This is a genomic window from Terrabacter sp. NPDC080008 (genome assembly GCF_040702505.1).
GTDB lineage: Bacteria > Actinomycetota > Actinomycetes > Actinomycetales > Dermatophilaceae > Terrabacter.
Genome location: NZ_JBFBLC010000003.1, coordinates 378,663 through 397,190 on the forward strand (window position 1 = coordinate 378,663; position 18,528 = coordinate 397,190).

Sequence of the window (18,528 nt, forward strand, 5' to 3'; positions counted from 1 at the left end):
GGCATACGCCCTCGGGGAGCGGCGAGTGCGGAAGTGCCCTCGAGGAACGGATAGCCTTGCGGGGTGTTTGCATCCCTGTCTGACCGCCTGACCGCGACGTTCAAGAACCTCCGCGGCAAGGGCCGGCTCACGGAGTCCGACGTCAACTCGACGATCCGCGACATCCGCCTCGCCCTGCTCGACGCCGACGTGGCGCTGCCCGTCGTCAAGCGGTTCACCAGCTCGGTGCGCGAGCGTGCGCTCGGAGCCGAGGTCAGCCAGGCGCTCAACCCCGCCCAGCAGGTCGTCAAGATCGTGCAGGAGGAGCTCGTCGCGATCCTCGGCGGGCAGACGCGCACGATCCGCTTCGCCAAGCAGCCGCCGACGGTCATCATGCTCGCCGGCCTCCAGGGCTCGGGCAAGACGACCTTCGCCGGCAAGCTCGGCAAGTGGCTCAAGGACCAGGGCCACACGCCCCTGCTCGTGGCGGCCGACCTGCAGCGTCCGAACGCCGTCACGCAGCTCGAGGTCGTCGGCGAGCGTGCCGGCATCCCGGTCTTCGCTCCCGAGCGCGGCAACATGGGCGGCCACGACGCCGTCCTCGACTCCGGCGAGGGCACCCGCTCCTTCGGTGACCCGGTGGCCGTGTCGCAGATGGGCATCGAGCAGGCCCGTGCCAAGCAGTACGACGTCGTCATCGTCGACACCGCGGGCCGTCTGGCCGTCGACGCGAACCTCATGCAGCAGGCGTCCGACATCCGCGCGGCCATCTCGCCGGACGAGGTCCTCTTCGTCCTCGACGCGATGATCGGCCAGGCCGCGGTCGAGACCGCGCAGGCCTTCCACGAGGGCGTGGCCTTCACGGGTGTCGTGCTCTCCAAGCTCGACGGCGACGCCCGCGGTGGTGCGGCCCTGTCGGTCGCCGAGATCACCGGCGAGCCGATCATGTTCGCCTCCACCGGTGAGAAGGTCACCGACGTCGAGGTCTTCCACCCCGACCGCATGGCCAGCCGCATCCTCGACATGGGCGACGTGCTCACGCTCATCGAGCAGGCCGAGCGCGCGTTCGACAAGCGCCAGGCCGACGAGATGGCCCGCAAGTTCCTCGCGGAGGAGGACTTCACCTTCGAGGACTTCCTCCAGCAGATGAACGCCATCAAGAAGATGGGCTCGCTCAAGTCGATGCTCAAGATGATGCCGGGCATGCAGGGGATGCGCGACCAGCTCGACGCCTTCGACGACCGTGAGTTCGACCGCGTCGAGGCGATGGTCCGGTCGATGACCCCCTTCGAGCGCACCCACCCGAAGCAGATCAACGGCTCGCGGCGTGCCCGCATCGCCAAGGGCTCCGGCGTCACGGTCACCGAGGTCAACCAGCTGCTCGAGCGCTTCGGCCAGGCGCAGAAGATGATGAAGTCGATGGCCCGCGGCGGTGGCGGCGGCATCCCCGGCATGCCGGGCATCCCCGGAGCCGGCAAGCGCGGCAAGCAGCAGCCGCAGCGCAAGAAGAGCAAGAGCGGCAACCCCGCCAAGCGGGCCGCCGAGGAGCGGGCCGCGGCCGAGAAGGCGGCAGCCGGGCGCGCCGCGTCGAGCGCGAGTGCGTTCGGCGTTCCGGGTGCGAGCGCTGGCGGCGGCGCGGGTGAGGATGCCGACCCGCTGGCCGGATTCGACGCCTCGAACCTGCCCAAGGGCTTCGAGAAGTTCCTCGGCCGCTGAGCTGAGCGCCGCAGCATCGGACGTGTGACCCCGGGCACCATCGCGCCGGGCGCCTGCGATCGCGGGCTCCCGGCAGGACGATGGACGTGGGACAGGGGACCACTCACCCTGAAGAAGGTGGCCTCGATGACCACGACCACCCGACCGGACGCCGTCCTCGCTCCAGAGCCCGACGTCACGGCGCCTGCGCGGCCGACTGCGGACACAATCTCGGAGAAGCAGCGGCGATGGGTCGTCCCCGTCGTCGTGGGCGCGGTCGCTTTCGCGACCGGTGCCGCGATCGGCTCCAGCCTGACGTGGCGGTTCTCGATCTGGTGGAAGCCGCTCTGACGCCTGCAACGTAGACGGTCACTCCCCGCACGGGGTCCGCGGGCCCGGCCGGGTCTGCGGTTAGGGTCGGTCCCATGAGTGCACCGGTGCTCCATGTCCGCGGTCGCATGCTGATCGGGCCCGAGGAGGTCGTCGACGAGCTCTGGGTCATCGACGGTCGCGTGTCCTTCACCCCGCCGACCGACGGCAGCGACGTGCAGACGCTCGAGGGCTGGGTGCTGCCCGGCCTCGTCGACGCGCACTGCCACGTCGGGCTCGGTCCGCACGGCGAGGTGCCGCGCGAGGAGGCCGAGCAGCAGGCGCTGACCGACCGCGACCACGGCACGCTGCTCATCCGCGACGCCGGTCAGCCGGGTGACACCCGCTGGGTCCACGAGCGTGAGGACCTGCCGAAGATCATCCGCGCCGGGCGCCACATCGCGCGCACCCGCCGCTACATCCGCAACTTCGCCCACGAGGTCGAGGAGGAGGAGCTCGAGCGGTACGTCCGGCTCGAGGCCCACCGCGGCGACGGCTGGGTCAAGCTCGTCGGCGACTGGATCGACCGTGACCTCGGCGACCTCGCCCCGAGCTGGTCGCAGCAGGCCGTCAAGGAGGCGATCGCGGCAGCGCACGAGGAGGGGGTGCGCGTCACGGCACACTGCTTCGGCGAGCAGTCGCTGCGCGACCTCGCGGCCGCCGGGATCGACTGCATCGAGCACGCGACCGGGCTGCAGGAGGACTCCATCGACACCTTCGCCGCGCAGGGCATCGCGATCGTGCCGACCCTCGTCAACATCGCGCAGTTCCCCGACCTCGCCGCGCCGGCGGAGGAGAAGTTCCCCGAGTACCACCGGCACATGCTCGACCTGCACGAGCGGCGCTACGCCACCGTGGGTGCGGCCCACGAGGCGGGAGTCCCGATCTACGTCGGCACAGACGCCGGCGGCAGCCTCCCGCACGGACTGGTCGCCCAGGAGATGGTCGAGCTGACCAGGGCGGGGCTGAGCGCGACCGAGGTGGTCTCGGCCGCGACCTGGGGTGCGCGCGAGTGGCTCGGGCGCCCGGGCATCGTGGAGGGCGAGGACGCCGACCTCGTCGTCTGCGCCGCCGACCCCCGCGCCGACGTCACGACGGTCGGCGAGCCGCTCGGGGTCGTCCTGCGAGGCCGAGTTGTCGCCTGACGCGCTGCCCCCCACGGTGGGGCCGCAGCGCCCGCTGACGGCGCTGGGGGAGCGCGTCGAGGTGCGGCCTCCCTCTTCTGAGGACGTCCCGGCGTATGCCGCTGCCGTGACCCTCTCGGAGCGGCGCCTGGCCGACTTCGCGATCCCCAACCCGCACAACCTGCCGACCGTCCTCGAGAGCCAGTCGCCGACGTACCGCACCTTCATGGTCGTGGCCCTCGACCCCGGGGACTCCCACGGCCTCGTCGGTCGTGTCAACGTGGCCAACGTCGTCGGCGGCGCCTTCCGCAGCGCCACGGTCGGCTACGACTCCTACGACCCGTATGCCGGTCGCGGCCTCTTCGCCGAGGGCCTGCGGCTCGTGCTCGACCTCGTCTTCGAGGACCCTCCGCACGGCATGGGCCTGCACCGCATCGAGGCCAACATCCAGCCGGCCAACCACCGCTCCGCGGGGCTCGTGCGCTCGCTGGGGTTCACCCACGAGGGGTTCTCGCGAGACTTCCTGCACCTGCCGGGTCCTGACGGGCGCCGCGACTGGCGCGACCACGACCGCTACACGATGCTGGCGAGCGACTGGCCGGCCGCGCCCTACCACCTCGCGGCCCGGCGGCGCGTCGCCTGCGTCGTCCACCGAGCCGGTGGCATCGGGGGGACGACCCTCGGCGAGGCGGTCGCCGCCGAGCTCGGGATCCCGCACTTCTCCTCCGCGGTCGTCGAGAGCCCCGACGTGCTCTTCGAGCTGCTCCGCTGCTCACCGGTGGGAGGCGTGGTCGAGTGCGGGCTGACCGGCCCGGCGCTGCGGATGGGCCTGGCCCGCGCCGGATTCGACCCGTCGGTCGTGCCGGTGTTCCCGGGCGGGGTCGACGTGCCCAGGCGTGACGTCGTGCGGCACGCCCTCACGGTGCGCGCCGCGTTCGCCTGACCGGGCCCACGGCATACGGCAACGGGCCCGCGCCGGCGTGGGGTGCCGACACGGGCCCGAGGGCTCGAGCTGTTGCGGTCAGCCGGTGCAGTGGAGCAGCTGGGCGTCGACCCAGTCGGCGTTGTCGTGCCCGTTGCCGTCGCCGGCGTCGCCCACCGCGAGCGTCAGCGTGTGGCTGCCGGTCACGTCGACCGTCAGGGCCTGGGCGGCCGTGCCCTGCCGCAGGACGCCCGTCGTGGCCTTCGCCACGCCGTCGACGAGCACCTGGAAGGTGACCGAGCCGCGTCCTGCCCCCGCCGAGTCGTCGACACCCACGCCCGTGGTGAAGCTCGTGCAGCCCTGCGGCACGGCCACGGTCACGCTGCTGACCGCGTTGGTGCCAAGGCCCTTGGCGTAGGTCACTCCCTTGACCGTCAACGGGCCGCCGTCGCCGGCAGACGATCCGCCGACGTTGGTGTCGCGCTCGACCGGGCCGTAGCCGTTCGTCGCCGACACGAACGGCAGGTCGCTGACGAACTGGTCACCGCTGCTGCGGACGGTCACCGGCAGGGTGCTCCCGGTGCGTCCGGGGTGCCCGTCCTGCGCGTACGTCGCCCATGCGGACAGGGCCGCCGACCCCGTGCGGGCGTCAGCGGGGACCGTGACCGTCCAGCGCAAAGGGCGGGCCTCACCCGGCTGCAGCGCGGCCCCTGCCGTCTCGCCCGCAGGGGTCACGAGCCAGCCTGCCGGTGCCTCGAGCGCCGTCACGACGGACGAGGCCGTGCCGCCGGAGCGGTTCGTCAGCGTCCCCTGGACGTGGATGACGTCGCCGGGGCGGACGGGGGAGCCGGCGTCGCTCGTCAGCGCGCCCATGGACACCTGGGACGGCACGGTCGGGTCGCCGTATGCCGCCGCGTCCCACCGCGGGGCCGTCACCGTCTCGACCGGTACGCCGCCGCGGACGGTGCCGAGGTCGGTGAGGGCGACCTTCTCGAGGCCGTCACCCGGGCCACCGTCGCTCGTGACGGCGAGCGCCAGGGTGTTCGTGCCGCGGGGGTCGAGGATGCCGTTCGGCACGACGAACGTGTGCTGCGGCCCGACGTCCGCCACGTACTGCCCCACGTTCCAGCCGTTGACGAAGACGAGCGCCCGGTAGTGCCCGCCGGAGCGCGGGACCGAGGGATCGCCGATGGTGATGCCGAGGGAGGCATCGTCCGCCTCGGGCACTGCCAGCGGGAAGCTCGTGCGGTACCACGTCGTGCCGGGGGAGGTCGCAGCCGCGCCGTCGCCGGCGCTCGCCGGGACCGACGCCTTCGCCCACGTCGAGTCGTCGTAGCCGGGCAGCGCCCAGCCGTGACGCTCGCCGAACTGGCCGCCCGCGTTGGCGGGACCACGAACGGGGTCGACGAGGTCCTCGCCGCCGAGGTTGCCCTGCAGCCTCCACGTCGGAGCGACGGCTACCGAGGCGTTCGACGCGCCCGTGAAGGTCGCCGAGATGAGCCCGCGGCCCTCCTTGTGGGCGTCGTTGACGCCGCCGTCCTCGTTGTGACCGTTGTTGCGCACCATGACGGACAGCACGTGCGGGCCGTCGGTCCGCAGCTCGGAGGGGATCGCGAACGAGGCGGTGCCCGTGGTGGCGGGGGAGGAGACTCCCGAGGGCAGCACGTGCTGGCCCAGGTAGGTGCCGTCGAGCCAGGCCTGGAGCATGCCGGCACCGCCGCCGCCGTAGCGCAGGTTGACGGAGGCGGCAGCCGAGCCACCGCTGTAGCGGCCCCGGTACCAGACGTCGCCCTGGTGGAAGCCGTAGTCGTCGGCCGTCAGGACCGGTGCGCCAGCCGGCGGCTTGGTCGTGCTGTTCGTCGTCGTGTGGTCCGCGACCGCCCACGTCGAGTCGTCGAAGCCGGTCTCGGACTCCGGCGAGCCCGGAGCCGACCGCCAGTCGCCCAGGGTGGGCAGCGAGACGGCGATGGCGCCGGGGAGCCGGGAGTCGGCCGAGACCGACCCGGACGGCGTCGCCGAGACCGCGGTTCCAGCGCCGTTCCACGTCACGCGGTGGATCTGCGACGGACCCCAGACCTCGAGGTCGGCAGCGTCCTTCGTGTCCCCGGTGAGCGCGAGCGTCGAGCCGTCCACCGTGGCCGTGCGCACGAGCTCGGGACCGCGCTCGAGCACGGGACCGGCGGCGGTGTCCTGGCGCCAGAAGGTGCCGGCCGTCGCCTCGTCGGCGAGGAGCAGGGTCAGCTGCGGGCGGCCGCCGCCGTGGACCTGGACGCGGGTGAGCCCGTCGTGCCGGTAGTCGAGCCGCAGGTCTCCCGTGGCCGGGTCCCAGGTGCTCGTGACCGGTCCGCCCGTCGAGGTGACGTGCGGCCGGGAGGAGTAGCGCAGCACCGTCTCGCCGTCCTCCCCGGCGCGCCCGTAGAGCAGCGCGAGGTCCTTCCCGCCCTGGGCCAGGTGGGTCATGATCTCCGACGTGGAGTAGACGAGGTGCTGGCCGCCGAGCGCGTAGTTCGCGACGAGGATCTTGGCGTCCTGCCCGTCGATGTGCAGCGATCCCTGTTGCGGCACCGTGTAGCTGCCGTCGGGAGTGCTGACCGGGAAGGTGAAGGTCTCGTCGGTCGTCGAGCTCGAGGGGTTGTGCATGGCGACGTAGAAGTGCGTCGCCGTGTCGGGGTTGACGTCGTGGTAGACGCGGATCCGGGGGTTGGACGGCGTGACCGGGTCGCCCTTGTCGACCTTGGTGATGGGCTCGACGCTCTGCAGGAAGAGGCCGAGCTCCTTCATCGTCGTCGCCTTCGGCCGGATCTGGCGCGCCTCGTCGAAGGCGGCGCCGTAGTCGTAGGAGCTGTAGACGACCGGTGCCGGCAGCCAGCCCCAGGAGGTGCCGCCGAAGGTCATGTAGAAGTTCTGCAGCGTCAGGCGGTTGGCGATGTTGGTGCCGTAGAAGACGCGCTCGTAGCCGGAGCCCTCGCGCTGCGCCGTGCAGTCGTAGGTGCCGTTGCTGCCCCAGTAGTCGAACCAGCCGCCGCCGAACTCGGCGACGAAGCCCGGCGTCTCGGGTGAGGCGGTCGAGCCGCCCTTGGCGCCGCCGGTGCCCCAGATGCCCCAGTCGGGAGCAGCCGACGGCGCGCCGGGGGTGGCGTCCGTCCGGCACGTGCCACCGGGGTAGCCGTCGAACGCGTACAGGTCGGTGGGGCCCTCGACGGTGCCGCTCACCGAGGAGGGCGTGGGCACCCAGATGCCGTTGCGGCCCTTGTCGTTGTGGAAGATCGGGACCGTGATCCCGTCGGAGCGCACCTTGTCGTAGAGGTGGCTCATGTACGCCTTCTGCGAGGTCCCGGCCGACGCCAGCTCGTTCTCGATCTGGTAGAGGATGACCGTCCCCGTGCCGTTGGTCAGCTGGTGGCGGGCGATGACCTCGTCGATCTTCCCGAGCCACTCGTCCGAGGCGGCCAGGTAGTCGGGGGCGTCGCTGCGCGCCTTGCCCGCCTGGTTGGTGAGCCAGCCGGGGAAGCCGCCGCCGCTCGTCTCGGCGTTGATGTACGGCCCGGGCCGGGCGATGACGTAGATCCCCACCTCCTTGGCGATGTCGAGGAGCGTGTCCACGTCGCGGATGCCGCTGAAGTCGTAGACCCCCTGTTTCGGCGAGTGGTAGGCCCAGTCGAAGTAGATCGAGGTCGCGTTGTAGCCCTCGGCCTTCATCTTCTGGAGCATGTCGCGCCAGAGGCCGGGGCTGGGCAGTCGCCAGTAGTGGAACTCACCCGACCAGACGAAGGTGCGCTTCCCGTCGATCATCAGCGAGTACTTGTCGTAGCTGACGCTGTGCGTGCCCGAGGCTGTCGACGGACCCGGGACGGTGGCCGCGGCGGCCGTCTGCGGTGCAGCGGTGGCTGCGGTGGCGACGCTGGTGCCGAGGGCGCTCGCGGACAGTGGGGCTGCGAGCACTGCGAGGATGGCGACGGCTGTGGCCGCCGCACTGGCCCGCCAACGGCGGCCGCCGGGCGGCCCGGCGCTTCCCGGGGATCTCTGTCCGTGCCGTCCAGCAGTCTTCATCGCGCCGACCTCTCTGCCCACCGTCGTTGGTGAATGTCCGATGTTGGTCGATCGTGTGAACTTGTGTCGGGCGCTGTCAACGGTCTTTGCGATGATTTGACCGGACAGGATGTGGACAGGCGCAGACAGGCGGACGTGGTCGGGAGCATCCCCTCACGTCTGGCAGAATGGAGGGCTGTACCCGTCCGGCCCCCTCTCGGCTGGACCGGACGCCTACACACCGAGCGTCGGCACCCCGGCTGAACCCAGCCGGTCTCGCCGCGCTCACTACCTGTTGAGGAGACTGCCACCGTGGCTGTCAAGATCCGCCTGAAGCGCATGGGCAAGATCCGTGCACCGTTCTACCGCGTCGTCGTCATGGACTCGCGCACCAAGCGCGACGGCCGTGCCATCGAGGAGATCGGCAAGTACCACCCCACCGAGCAGCCGTCGCTCATCGACATCGACATCGAGCGCGCGCACTACTGGCTCAGCCAGGGCGCCCAGCCGACCGAGGCCGTCGCCGCCCTCATCAAGATCGTCGACGAGGGGAAGCTCCAGACCAAGGAGCCCAAGACCTCGAAGAAGGACCTCTACGAGGCTGCCGTCGCCGCCGCCGGTGGCAAGGGCGAGGCCGGCGACACCCCGGCCCCGCGCAAGAAGGCCGCCAAGAAGGCCGAGCCCAAGGCGGACGAGGCGACCGAGGCTCCGGCCGAGGCCGCTGACGACACCGCGAAGGCCGAGGCCTGAGCATGCTCGAGGAGGCGCTCGAGCACCTCGTCAAGGGCATCGTCGACCACGACGAGGAGGTCGTCGTGCGCCGCAAGGAGCTGCGCCGCGGTGAGCTGCTCGAGGTCCGGGTCCACCCCGACGACCTCGGCCGCGTCATCGGCCGCTCCGGCCGCACGGCGAGCGCCCTGCGCACCGTCGTCGGCGCCCTCGCGGGCAACAACAACGTACGCGTCGACATCGTCGACACCGACCGCGTGCGCTGAGCGCCGACGGCTCACGACGAGCCGCCCCAGCACCACGAGTGACCGACAGGGCGCCCCGGACCTCCGGGGCGCCCTGTCGCGTCCTCGGGGCCCCGCCGTCGCGCACGCCCCGCACCGTCACCCGGACGCGTCTCCCGCCCGTCCCGGACCTGAGAGGATTCGGCCCATGAACGTCGTCCTGGCCCGCATCGGCAAACCCCATGGCCTGCGGGGAGAGGTCACCGTGCAGCTGCACACCGACGACCCCGAGGAGCGCTTCGCCGTCGGCACCGTCGTCGCCACCGAGGCCGAGCCCGGATCCGGCGTGCCGACGGCCCTGACCGTGGCCTCGACCCGGGTGCACCGCGGCATCTGGCTGCTCACCTTCGAGGAGATCCCCGACCGCACCGGTGCGGAGAGCCTGCGCGGCACCCGGCTCGTGCTCCCCGAGGCCGCACCCACCGCGGAGGAGGAGGCGTTCTACGAGGAGGACCTCGTCGGACTCGAGGTCCGCGACACCTCCGGTGAGAGGCTCGGGACCATCAGCGGGCTGGAGATCGGGCCTGCCCAGGACCGCCTGGTGGTGAGGCTCGAGGACGGCGTGACGGCATACGTCCCCTTCGTCAAGCGCATCGTGCCGACGGTCGCCGAGGACCACGTGGTCGTCGACCCGCCGCCCGGCCTCTTCGACCTCTACCGCGAGGCCGCCGAGTGAGCTCGGAGCTCCCGCCCGCGGCCCGACCTGCCCTGCGCGTCGACGTCGTCTCGATCTTCCCCGACTACCTCGCCCCGCTCGACCTCTCGCTCATCGGCAAGGCCCGCGAGGACGGCCTGCTCGACGTGCGGGTGCACGACCTTCGCGACTTCACCCACGACCGGCACCGCACGGTCGACGACACCCCCTACGGCGGGGGAGCGGGCATGGTGATGAAGCCGCAGCCGTGGGCCGAGGCCCTCGACCACGTCCTGGCGCTCGACAACCCGTCCGGCGCGAAGCCGCACCTCGTCGTGCCCGGTCCCGGCGGGCAGCCGTTCAGCCAGGCCCTGGCCCGCCGGCTCGCGCTCGAGCCCTGGCTGGCGTTCGCGTGCGGCCGCTACGAGGGCATCGACGAGCGGGTCTACGAGCACGCCCGCGACGACCTCGGCCTCGAGGTCTCGGTCGTCAGCCTCGGCGACTACGTCCTCAACGGCGGCGAGGTCGCCGTGCTCGCCATGGTCGAGGCCATCGGACGGCTCGTCCCCGGCGTCATCGGCAACGCCGAGTCCCTCGTCGAGGAGTCGCACGAGGACGGCTTGCTCGAGTACCCGATCTACACCAAGCCGAGCTCGTGGAACGGCCGTGACGTGCCGGCGGTGCTTCTCTCCGGCAACCACGGCGCCATCGCGGCCTGGCGGCACGAGCAGCGCCTGGCCCGCACGGCCGCGCGCCGGCCCGACCTGCTCCACGCCTCGCACGCCACCGGGCCCGACGGGGTGCCGGTCGACATCACCGCTGCCACACGGGGCGACGTGCCCGAGCTCGCCGTGCTCCTGCGTGCCTGCGCAGCCGAGGAGGCCGTCGCCACCGGCAGCCTCGACGTCCCGGCCCTGCACGAGGGTCTCGACGAGGTGAGCTCCGCCCTCGAGACCTCACAGACCTGGCTCGCCCGCAGCGCCGGCCGCCTCGTGGGCGCCGTCCGCACGCGGCGCAGCCCGGACGCGGGCGACCGCTGGGAGATCAGCCGCCTCTGCGTGACCCCGGACCTCGACGGCTCCGGACTCGACCGGCAGCTGCTCGACCACGCGGAGGACACCGCGCCGGACGGCATACGCACCCTCACGCTGGAGGTCGGGGCGCACCGCACCGACGCGCTCAAGGCGTACCGCAAGGCCGGCTACCGCCCCGCGGACACGCCCGCCTCGAGGCCCGGCACGGTCGTGCTGGCCAAGCGACGCCGCTGACCCGCCTCAGGACACCAGCGCCAGGTCGAGGTCGGCCGGCAGCAGGAGCCGCCGGCGGATCAACCCGGCCTGCACGCTCGCGGTGATGGACTGCGTGGCCATGATCGCGAAGAGCACGAGCACCTGCGCCGTCGCGGCCTGGACCGCGCTGCCGCCGCCGAGCATGACGCCGATGAAGGCGCCGGGCAGCGTCACGACGCCCGACGTGCGCACCTGGTCGAGGCTCGGCAGGATGCCCTCCGGCACCCGGCGGGCGATGATCTCGTCGATGGCCTGGCCGGACGTGAGGCCGAGCGACAGGCAGGCCTCGTACTGTCCGTGCTCCTCGCGCAACGCGGCGAAGGTGCGCCGCCCCACGAGCGTGTGCACCGTCATCGTGTTGCCGATGACGATGCCGGCGATCGGGATGACGGCGATCCCCTTCAGGGGCACCGCCCCGGTGGCGAGGATGATCGTGACGACCGGCACGACCCCGCAGGCCATGGCCGCCGCGGCCCACGGCCACGTGCCGGGCGCGCCGACCCGCTTGGACGTCGTCGCCACCGCCGTGGCGAACATCGCGAGCACGCCGAGGAAGGAGAGCCACAGGGAGCCCACCACCGCGGTGATGATGAGGGCGACGAGTGTCAGCTGGACGACGGCACGCCCGCCCGCCAGCACGGACTGGCGGCCGAGGCCGAGGCCGCCGAGGCGGTTGGCCACGACGGTCACCACGAGCAGGATGAGCAGGCAGGCGACGACGGGCCAGCCGGGGGAGACGTCCACGAGGCCACGCTAGGGCACCCGTCCGACGGTCCCCGGGACGGCGTTCCCGTCGCCGATTTCCCGGGACGCCGCGTGCTCTGGCAGACTTGCTCCTTGCGTCCGGCACACGACGGCCCCTGCCACAGGGGGAGTCCGGTCACCACCGAGCCCAGCGGGCTCCAGCTCCACCGGTGACCTGGCGCGGCCCGGCGGACGCACGACCACATTCTGGTGACGAGGTGGCCTGTGGCACCCAGGAAAGCGAAGCATCATGCACACGTTTGACGACATCAACGCCGCGTCGCTGCGCTCGGACGTCCCCGAGTTCCGCGCCGGCGACACCCTGAAGGTCCACGTCAAGGTCATCGAGGGCACGCGCTCGCGCGTCCAGGTGTTCCAGGGCGTCGTGATCCGCCGCCACGGTGGCGGCATCGGCGAGACCTTCACGGTCCGCAAGGTCTCCTTCGGTGTCGGCGTGGAGCGCACCTTCCCGGTGCACACCCCGGTCATCGACAAGATCGAGGTCGTCACCCGCGGTGACGTCCGCCGCGCGAAGCTCTACTACCTGCGTGGCCTGCGCGGCAAGGCCGCCAAGATCCGCGAGAAGCGCGAGACCGTCCCGGCCAAGGCTGCCAAGGCCGGCGCCAAGGGCTGACGACTGCTGCCGCAGCCGTCCCACTGAACACGCGAGGCGCGGTGGACCCCGAGCGGGCCGTCCCGGAGAGCTCCGGTACGTCCCCCGAGACGGGGTCCGCCGCGCCTTCGTCGCATCCTGAGGCAGCCGAGCCGGCAGCCGGCCTCCCCGGAGCCCCCGGCAGCCAGGGGAGTGCCGACGGACCCCGCTCCACGCGTACGTATGCCGCCGTGCGACGTCAGCGCTGGCTGCTCGGTCCCGCGCTGCTGCTGCTCGTGATCGTCGTCGTGCGCGCCTTCCTCGTCACGCCGTTCGGCATCCCGAGCGGGTCGATGCAGGACACGCTGCTCATCGGCGACCGCATCCTCGTCAGCCGGCTGACAGCGCCGCGCGACCTGCAACGAGGAGACATCATCGTCTTCGACGCCTCGCAGGCCTTCCACCTCGCGGTGCCCCAGCGCGGCCCGCTGCAGACGCTCGTCGAGGCCGTGCAGAGCCTCACCGGCACCGGCCAGCCCACCGACTACGTCAAGCGGGTCATCGGCGTGCCCGGCGACCACGTCCGGTGCTGCGCGGCCGACGGCCGCCTCGAGGTCAACGGCGTCGCCGTCACGGAGCCCTACATCGCGCCGGGACAGCGCCCGAGCGCCGTGACGTTCGACGTGACGGTGCCACCGGACCACTTCTGGGTGATGGGCGACAACCGCGGTGCCTCGGCGGACTCGCGGGCCCACCTCGGCGACCCGGGGGGCGGCATGGTGCCCGGGGAGGACGTCATCGGAAAGGTGTGGGTGCGATACTGGCCGCTCGATCGGATCGGCCCGGTCGCCTCAGGACCCGTTGTCCCCCAACGAGATGGTGAGTGATGTCGCAGTACACCGGACGCCCCGAAGACCCCACGCGCGGGCGTACCCCTGACGACATCGATGACCCCGACGACGACCTCGACGACTACGACGACCCGCCGCGCGGGTTCGGGGCCACGCTGCTGGCCGGCATCAAGGAGCTGGTCATCGTCATCGTCCTGGCGATGGCGCTCTCCTTCGTGGTCAAGACGTGGCTCTTCCAGGCCTTCTACATCCCGTCCGGGTCGATGGAGAACACCCTCGTCAAGGACGACCGGGTCATCGTCAGCAAGCTGACGCCGGGACCGTTCGACCTCAAGCGCGGCGACGTGGTCGTCTTCGAGGACCCCGGCACGCCGACGCCGTGGCTCGCCGGCCTGGGCAACACGCACAGCACTGTCGGTGGCCCGTTCCACGACGCGCTCGTCTTCGTCGGGCTGCTGCCGGAGGACTCGGAGAACCACCTGATCAAGCGCGTCATCGGCCTGCCCGGTGACCACGTGCAGGCCGACGGCGACACCGGCAAGATCCGGGTCAACGGGGTCGAGATCACCGAGCCCTACATCAAGCCGGGGGACTACCCGAGCGAGGGCAAGAAGTTCGACATCGTCGTCCCGCCCGACCACGTCTGGGTCATGGGCGACCACCGCTCCGACTCCTCCGACAGCCGCTGGCACGACGACGGCACCGGCGCGACCGGCTCGGTTCCGATGGACAAGATCGTCGGGCGTGCCCTGTTCATCGTCTGGCCCATCGACCACGTGACCTGGCTCGGCGTGCCCGCGCGCACCTTCTCCCAGGTCCCGGCGCCGTCCTCGACCACACCCAAGCAGAAGTCTGCGGTCAACCCCAGCCCGACCAGCAGGGCCAGCGTCTCGGCGACGAAGGCCGCGGCAGGCTGACCGGCGCGCTCCCTTCCATGGCACCTCCACCACCCCCCGCAGCCTCTCCCGCCTCGAAGAAGCCGTCGCTGCGCGTCGAGCGGGCGCTGCAGCGTTCCGGTCACCGCCTGCTCGCCGGCATGGACGAGGTGGGCCGCGGCGCCCTCGCGGGCCCCGTCAGCGTCGGGGTCGTCGTCATCGACGAGACCGTGCGGTCGGCACCGATCGGGGTCAAGGACTCCAAGCTGCTCACCGAGAAGGCCCGCACCGTGCTCGTGCCGCGCATCCAGCGCTGGGCCGTGGCGCACGCCGTCGGCCACGCAGGGCCCGACGAGATCGACGCCATCGGCATCATGGCGGCGCTGCGCCTGGCCGGGATGCGCGCTCTCGCCGGCCTGGGCATGGTGCCCGACCTGGTGATCCTCGACGGCAACCACGACTGGCTGACCGCACCGACGGAGGTGGGGCTCTTCGCCTTCGCCGACGACTCCGGTCCCGCGACGCCGCCGGTCACCACGATGATCAAGGCCGACATGAAGTGCTCCTCCGTCGCGGCCGCCAGCGTGCTCGCGAAGGTGGAGCGCGACGAGCTGATGGTGGCGCTCTCGGCCGAGCACCCGGCATACGGCTGGTCGCTCAACAAGGGCTACTCCGCCCCGGAGCACATGGACGCGCTGGCGCGCCTCGGGCCGTGCGAGCTGCACCGGCGCTCGTGGCGCCTGCCCGGCGTCTACACCGACGAGGCCGTCGAGGTGTTGAATGAGGTCACGGGGGCGATCGTCCCGGTGCCCACCACGGCAGAGCAGACAGGAACGGCGGTCAGGTGAGTTCGGAAGATCTCGAGAAGTACGAGACCGAGATGGAGCTCCAGCTCTACAAGGAGTACCGCGACGTCGTCGGCCTCTTCACCCACGTCGTCGAGACCGAGCGGCGCTTCTACCTGGCCAACTCCGTCGACCTCAAGGTGCGCACCGACGGCGGCGAGGTCTTCTTCGACGTCACGATGGCCGACGCCTGGGTCTGGGACATCTACCGGCCCGCGCGATTCGTCAAGAACGTGCGCGTCGTGACGTTCAAGGACGTCAACGTCGAGGAGCTGCCGAAGCCCGACATCAAGCTCCCCGAGAACGGCGACTTCAGCTGACACCGTGACGGTCTCGTCCACACCCCCTTCCCGAGGACGTATGCCGTCCACAGCCCCGCGCTGACCGCTGTCCTCCCCGGGCCGCGCCGGCGAGGGTGGTCCGCATGGACCTCTCCACCCGCGCCCTCGGCGACTACGGCGAACGCCTCGCGTGCCGCTACCTGCTCGCGCAGGGCCTGACCATCCTGGACCGCAACTGGCGGTGCGTGCGGGGCGAGATCGACGTCGTCGCGGTCGACGGCCGCGACCTCGTCGTCTGCGAGGTCAAGACCCGCACCACCGAGGCCTACGGCGCGCCCTTCGAGGCGGTGACGTGGACCAAGCAGCGTCGCCTGCGGCGGCTCGCGGGGCTGTGGCGCGACGAGCACTCCGAGCTCGCGCGTGGCCTGGCGCTGCGCATCGACGTCATCTCGATCCTGCGCCCGCGGGCGGGCCGGGCGCGGCTCGAGCACCTGCGCGGGGTGTGCTGATGGGCACCGGGCTGGGGCGCACGCGCTCGGTGGGGCTGCGGGGCGTGACCGGTTTCGTGGTCGACGTCGAGGCCCACGTCACGCAGGGGCTGCCCGGTTTCGCCATCAGTGGTCTGGGCGACTCGGCCGTCAAGCAGTCCTCCGACCGCATCAAGGCGGCGGCAGCCCTCATCGACAAGATGCCGGTCAGCCAGCGGCGCGTCACCGTCAACCTGTCGCCGGCCGGGGAGCGGAAGGTCGGCACGGGCTTCGACCTCGGCATCTTCGTCGCGGTCGCGGCCGCCATGGAGCTGGTGAAGGTCGCCGTGGTGCGCGAGGTCGTGCACATCGGCGAGGTGGGGCTCGACGGGACGGTGCGCCCGGTGCCGGGGGTGCTGCCCCTGGTCCGCGCGGCGGCGCTGGCCGGTGTGCGCCACGTCGTGGTGCCGGTCGCCAACGCGGGGGAGGCCCGGCTCGTGTCCGGTGTCCGCGTGCACCCGGTCGCCGACGTCATGGAGCTCGTGCACCGCTACGACGCGCTGGGCAAGGGCCGGCTGGTCGCGGAGGTGCCCGTGCCGCTCGTCGTGCCCCCGGAGCGCGCTCCGGTGCGTGACCTCAGTGAGGTGGTCGGCCAGGCGGACGCCAAGCTCGCGCTCGAGATCGCGGCCGCCGGCGGCCACCACCTGCTGCTGGCCGGTCCGCCCGGCGCCGGCAAGACGATGCTCGCCGAGCGACTGCCGGGCCTGCTGCCCGCCCTCGACGAGGCCGGGTCGATGGAGGTCACGGCGATCCACTCGGTCCTCGGCGCGCTGGGGGACGGCGAGGAGGTGCGACTGATCAGCCGGCCGCCGTTCGTCGCGCCCCACCACGGCGCCTCCCAGGCGGCGGTCATCGGGGGCGGCTCCGGCCGCATCCGCCCCGGCGCGATCACCCAGGCGCACCTCGGCGTGCTCTTCCTCGACGAGACTCCCGAGTTCGACAAGGGAGTGCTCCAGTCGCTGCGCACGCCGCTGGAGCGCGGGTCGGTCTCCATCGCCCGGGCCCAGGAGACCGTGACCTTCCCCTCGAGGTTCCAGCTCGTCCTCGCCGCCAACCCCTGCCCCTGTGGCAACGGCTGGGGCAAGGGGCTGGACTGCACGTGCACGCCGATGATGCGCAGGTCCTACTTCGGCAAGCTGAGCGGGCCGCTGCTCGACCGCGTGGACCTGCAGGTGCACGTGCAGCCGCCGGGCCTGTCCATGGCCGGGGCGACTCCCGGTGAGTCGACGGCGTCGGTGGCGGCGCGGGTCGCCGCAGCCCGTAGCGCCCAGGCTGAGCGCTGGAGGGAGGTGCTCGAGACACGTCGAGGGGTCAACGCCGACGTGCCGGGCTCGGTCCTGCGCGGGCGTCCGTGGCGCCTGCCGACCTCCGCGACGACCACGCTCGACCGGTCACTGGAGGGCGGGGCCCTCAGTCTGCGCGGTTACGACCGGACGCTGAGGTGCGCCTGGACCATCGCGGACGTCATGGGGCTGCAGCGTCCCGGCCGCGAAGAGGTCGACCTCGCACTGTCGCTGCGCCACCGGGCGGGGATGGCCGCATGAGACATGACAGCAATGACCACCAGGAGGTGCAGCATGGACGCTGACCGGTTCGCCCGAGCGGCCCTGTCGCGGCTCGCGGAGCCCTGCGACTCGGAGGTGCGCACCCTCCTCGACGAGGTGGGAGCGGTCGCGGCGGTGGCGGCGATCCGTGCAGGTCGTGGGAGGCTGGCCCGGCTGCGGGCCCGGGTGGCCGCGCTCGACACCGAACGCGATCTCGACATCGCGGCGAAGGTCGGGGCGCGGGTGGTCATCCCCTCGGACGACGAGTGGCCGGAGCGGCTCGGCAGCATTCCCGTGCCGCCGTACTGCCTGTGGGTGCGCGGTCCCCTCGACCTCGCCGAGACGGTCGAGCGCTCGGTGTCGGTCGTCGGCTCCCGCACGGCCACCGCCTACGGCGAGCAGGTCGCGGCGGACCTCGCCGCCGGCCTCGCCCAGCGCGGCTGGTCGGTCGTGTCGGGCGCGGCCTTCGGCATCGACGGCAGTGCGCACCGCGGCGCGCTCGCGGTCGACGGCGCCACGGTCGCGGTGCTCGCAGGTGGGGTCGAGCGTCCCTACCCGAGCGCCCACGCCACCCTCATCTCGAGGATCGCCCGCGACGGCCTCGTCGTGTCGGAGGTCGCTCCGGGGTCGGCGCCGATGAAGTCGCGGTTCCTGGCGCGCAACCGGCTCATCGCCGGGCTGACCCGCGGGACCGTGGTCGTGGAGGCAGACCTGCGCTCAGGGTCACGCAACACCGTCAAGCACGCCATCGAGGCAGGCCGGCACGTCGGTGCGGTGCCGGGCCCGATCACCTCGATGACGTCCTCCGGTTGCCACCAGGAGATCCGCGACGGGCGCGCGGTGCTCGTGACCAGCGCCGAGGAGGTCATCGATCTCGTGGGAGACCTCGGGGACGACGCCTGCGAGCCGGGTCGGGGGCCGGTGCGCCCCGAGGACGGGCTGCCGTCGCTCGATGCCTCGGTGCTCGAGGCCGTGCCGTTCCGCTCGGCCCTTCCCCTCGATGCCATCGTGCGGTCGGCCGGGCAGTCGCCACTGATTGTGCGTGCCGCCCTCGGGCGGCTCGAGCGCCTCGGGCTCGTGACCGAGTCTGCCGGCACCTGGCGCAAGCGGCCCCAACGGCGGCTGACGACAGCGGGTTGAAGCCCCACGAGGTGCGCCGGGACGGGGTGAGCTGCCACGGGGTGAGCTGCCACGGGGTGAGCTGCCACGGGGTGA

Annotated in this window: 18 protein-coding genes; 16 read left to right on the forward strand and 2 right to left on the reverse strand. The window is 72.2% G+C overall.

Going from position 1 to position 18,528, the window contains the following annotated elements:
- Positions 1–63 precede the first annotated feature (63 nt).
- The 4 genes from ffh to AB0316_RS11955 all read left to right on the forward strand — a co-directional run bounded on the left by ffh (position 64) and on the right by AB0316_RS11955 (position 4,110).
- The gene (gene ffh, locus AB0316_RS11940) at positions 64–1,695 is read left to right on the forward strand and encodes a signal recognition particle protein (protein ID WP_366273228.1); all 1,632 of its coding nucleotides are present in this window, start codon (positions 64–66) and stop codon (positions 1,693–1,695) included.
- A gap of 126 nt (positions 1,696–1,821) precedes the next feature.
- Positions 1,822–2,025: a hypothetical protein gene (locus AB0316_RS11945; protein ID WP_366273229.1), complete on the forward strand. Its 204-nt coding sequence runs from the start codon at positions 1,822–1,824 to the stop codon at positions 2,023–2,025.
- A 74-nt stretch (positions 2,026–2,099) separates the two neighbouring features.
- Entirely contained in the window at positions 2,100–3,188 is a 1,089-nt protein-coding gene (locus AB0316_RS11950) for an amidohydrolase family protein (RefSeq protein WP_366273230.1), read from the forward strand.
- Positions 3,178–4,110 carry a GNAT family protein gene (locus AB0316_RS11955; RefSeq protein WP_366273231.1) on the forward strand — a complete coding sequence of 311 codons (933 nt, stop codon included), beginning with the start codon at positions 3,178–3,180 and terminating at the stop codon, positions 4,108–4,110. The genes AB0316_RS11950 and AB0316_RS11955 overlap by 11 nt, the downstream gene beginning before the upstream one ends.
- A 78-nt stretch (positions 4,111–4,188) precedes the next feature.
- Here the strand turns inward: AB0316_RS11955 and AB0316_RS11960 are convergent, their stop codons facing one another.
- Complete coding sequence (locus AB0316_RS11960; RefSeq protein ID WP_366273232.1) at positions 4,189–8,031, reverse strand: beta-galactosidase; 3,843 nt, start codon at positions 8,029–8,031, stop codon at positions 4,189–4,191.
- 399 nt (positions 8,032–8,430) lie between these two features.
- Here AB0316_RS11960 and rpsP point away from each other — a divergent pair, with 399 nt between their 5' ends.
- The 4 genes from rpsP to trmD all read left to right on the forward strand — a co-directional run bounded on the left by rpsP (position 8,431) and on the right by trmD (position 11,033).
- Positions 8,431–8,868, forward strand: coding sequence for a 30S ribosomal protein S16 (rpsP, locus tag AB0316_RS11965; protein ID WP_366273233.1), 438 nt, complete (start codon positions 8,431–8,433; stop codon positions 8,866–8,868).
- Positions 8,869–8,870: 2 nt separating this feature from the next.
- Positions 8,871–9,113, forward strand: a complete 243-nt coding sequence (locus tag AB0316_RS11970; RefSeq protein WP_142222349.1) for an RNA-binding protein — start codon at positions 8,871–8,873, stop codon at positions 9,111–9,113.
- A gap of 166 nt (positions 9,114–9,279) precedes the next feature.
- Complete coding sequence (gene rimM, locus AB0316_RS11975; protein WP_366273234.1) at positions 9,280–9,807, forward strand: ribosome maturation factor RimM; 528 nt, start codon at positions 9,280–9,282, stop codon at positions 9,805–9,807.
- 32 nt (positions 9,808–9,839) lie between these two features.
- Positions 9,840–11,033: a tRNA (guanosine(37)-N1)-methyltransferase TrmD gene (trmD, locus tag AB0316_RS11980; protein WP_366273347.1), complete on the forward strand. Its 1,194-nt coding sequence runs from the start codon at positions 9,840–9,842 to the stop codon at positions 11,031–11,033.
- Positions 11,034–11,039: 6 nt separating this feature from the next.
- On the opposite strand, the gene AB0316_RS11985 is transcribed toward trmD, so the two are convergent.
- Entirely contained in the window at positions 11,040–11,798 is a 759-nt protein-coding gene (locus AB0316_RS11985; protein WP_366273235.1) for an ABC transporter permease, read from the reverse strand.
- Positions 11,799–12,048: 250 nt separating this feature from the next.
- On the opposite strand from AB0316_RS11985, the gene rplS reads away from it, so the two are divergent.
- From rplS to dprA, 8 genes are all read left to right on the forward strand, one after another.
- Positions 12,049–12,432 (forward strand): 50S ribosomal protein L19, encoded by a 384-nt coding sequence (rplS, locus tag AB0316_RS11990; RefSeq protein ID WP_142204644.1) that lies wholly within the window; start codon positions 12,049–12,051, stop codon positions 12,430–12,432.
- Positions 12,433–12,641: 209 nt separating this feature from the next.
- Entirely contained in the window at positions 12,642–13,277 is a 636-nt protein-coding gene (gene lepB / locus AB0316_RS11995; RefSeq protein WP_366273236.1) for a signal peptidase I, read from the forward strand.
- Positions 13,277–14,158, forward strand: a complete 882-nt coding sequence (gene lepB / locus AB0316_RS12000) for a signal peptidase I (protein ID WP_366273237.1) — start codon at positions 13,277–13,279, stop codon at positions 14,156–14,158. Before lepB (AB0316_RS11995) ends, lepB (AB0316_RS12000) begins: the two co-directional genes overlap by 1 nt.
- A gap of 17 nt (positions 14,159–14,175) precedes the next feature.
- The gene (locus AB0316_RS12005) at positions 14,176–14,964 is read left to right on the forward strand and encodes a ribonuclease HII (RefSeq protein ID WP_366273238.1); all 789 of its coding nucleotides are present in this window, start codon (positions 14,176–14,178) and stop codon (positions 14,962–14,964) included.
- Positions 14,961–15,281: a DUF2469 domain-containing protein gene (locus tag AB0316_RS12010; RefSeq protein ID WP_366273239.1), complete on the forward strand. Its 321-nt coding sequence runs from the start codon at positions 14,961–14,963 to the stop codon at positions 15,279–15,281. The genes AB0316_RS12005 and AB0316_RS12010 overlap by 4 nt, the downstream gene beginning before the upstream one ends.
- 104 nt (positions 15,282–15,385) lie before the next feature.
- Entirely contained in the window at positions 15,386–15,751 is a 366-nt protein-coding gene (locus AB0316_RS12015; RefSeq protein WP_366273240.1) for a YraN family protein, read from the forward strand.
- On the forward strand, positions 15,751–17,313 hold the full coding sequence (locus tag AB0316_RS12020; RefSeq protein WP_366273241.1) for a YifB family Mg chelatase-like AAA ATPase: 1,563 nt from the start codon (positions 15,751–15,753) through the stop codon (positions 17,311–17,313). The genes AB0316_RS12015 and AB0316_RS12020 overlap by 1 nt, the downstream gene beginning before the upstream one ends.
- Before the next feature lie 33 nt (positions 17,314–17,346).
- The gene (gene dprA, locus AB0316_RS12025; protein WP_366273242.1) at positions 17,347–18,453 is read left to right on the forward strand and encodes a DNA-processing protein DprA; all 1,107 of its coding nucleotides are present in this window, start codon (positions 17,347–17,349) and stop codon (positions 18,451–18,453) included.
- Positions 18,454–18,528: the final 75 nt, after the last annotated feature.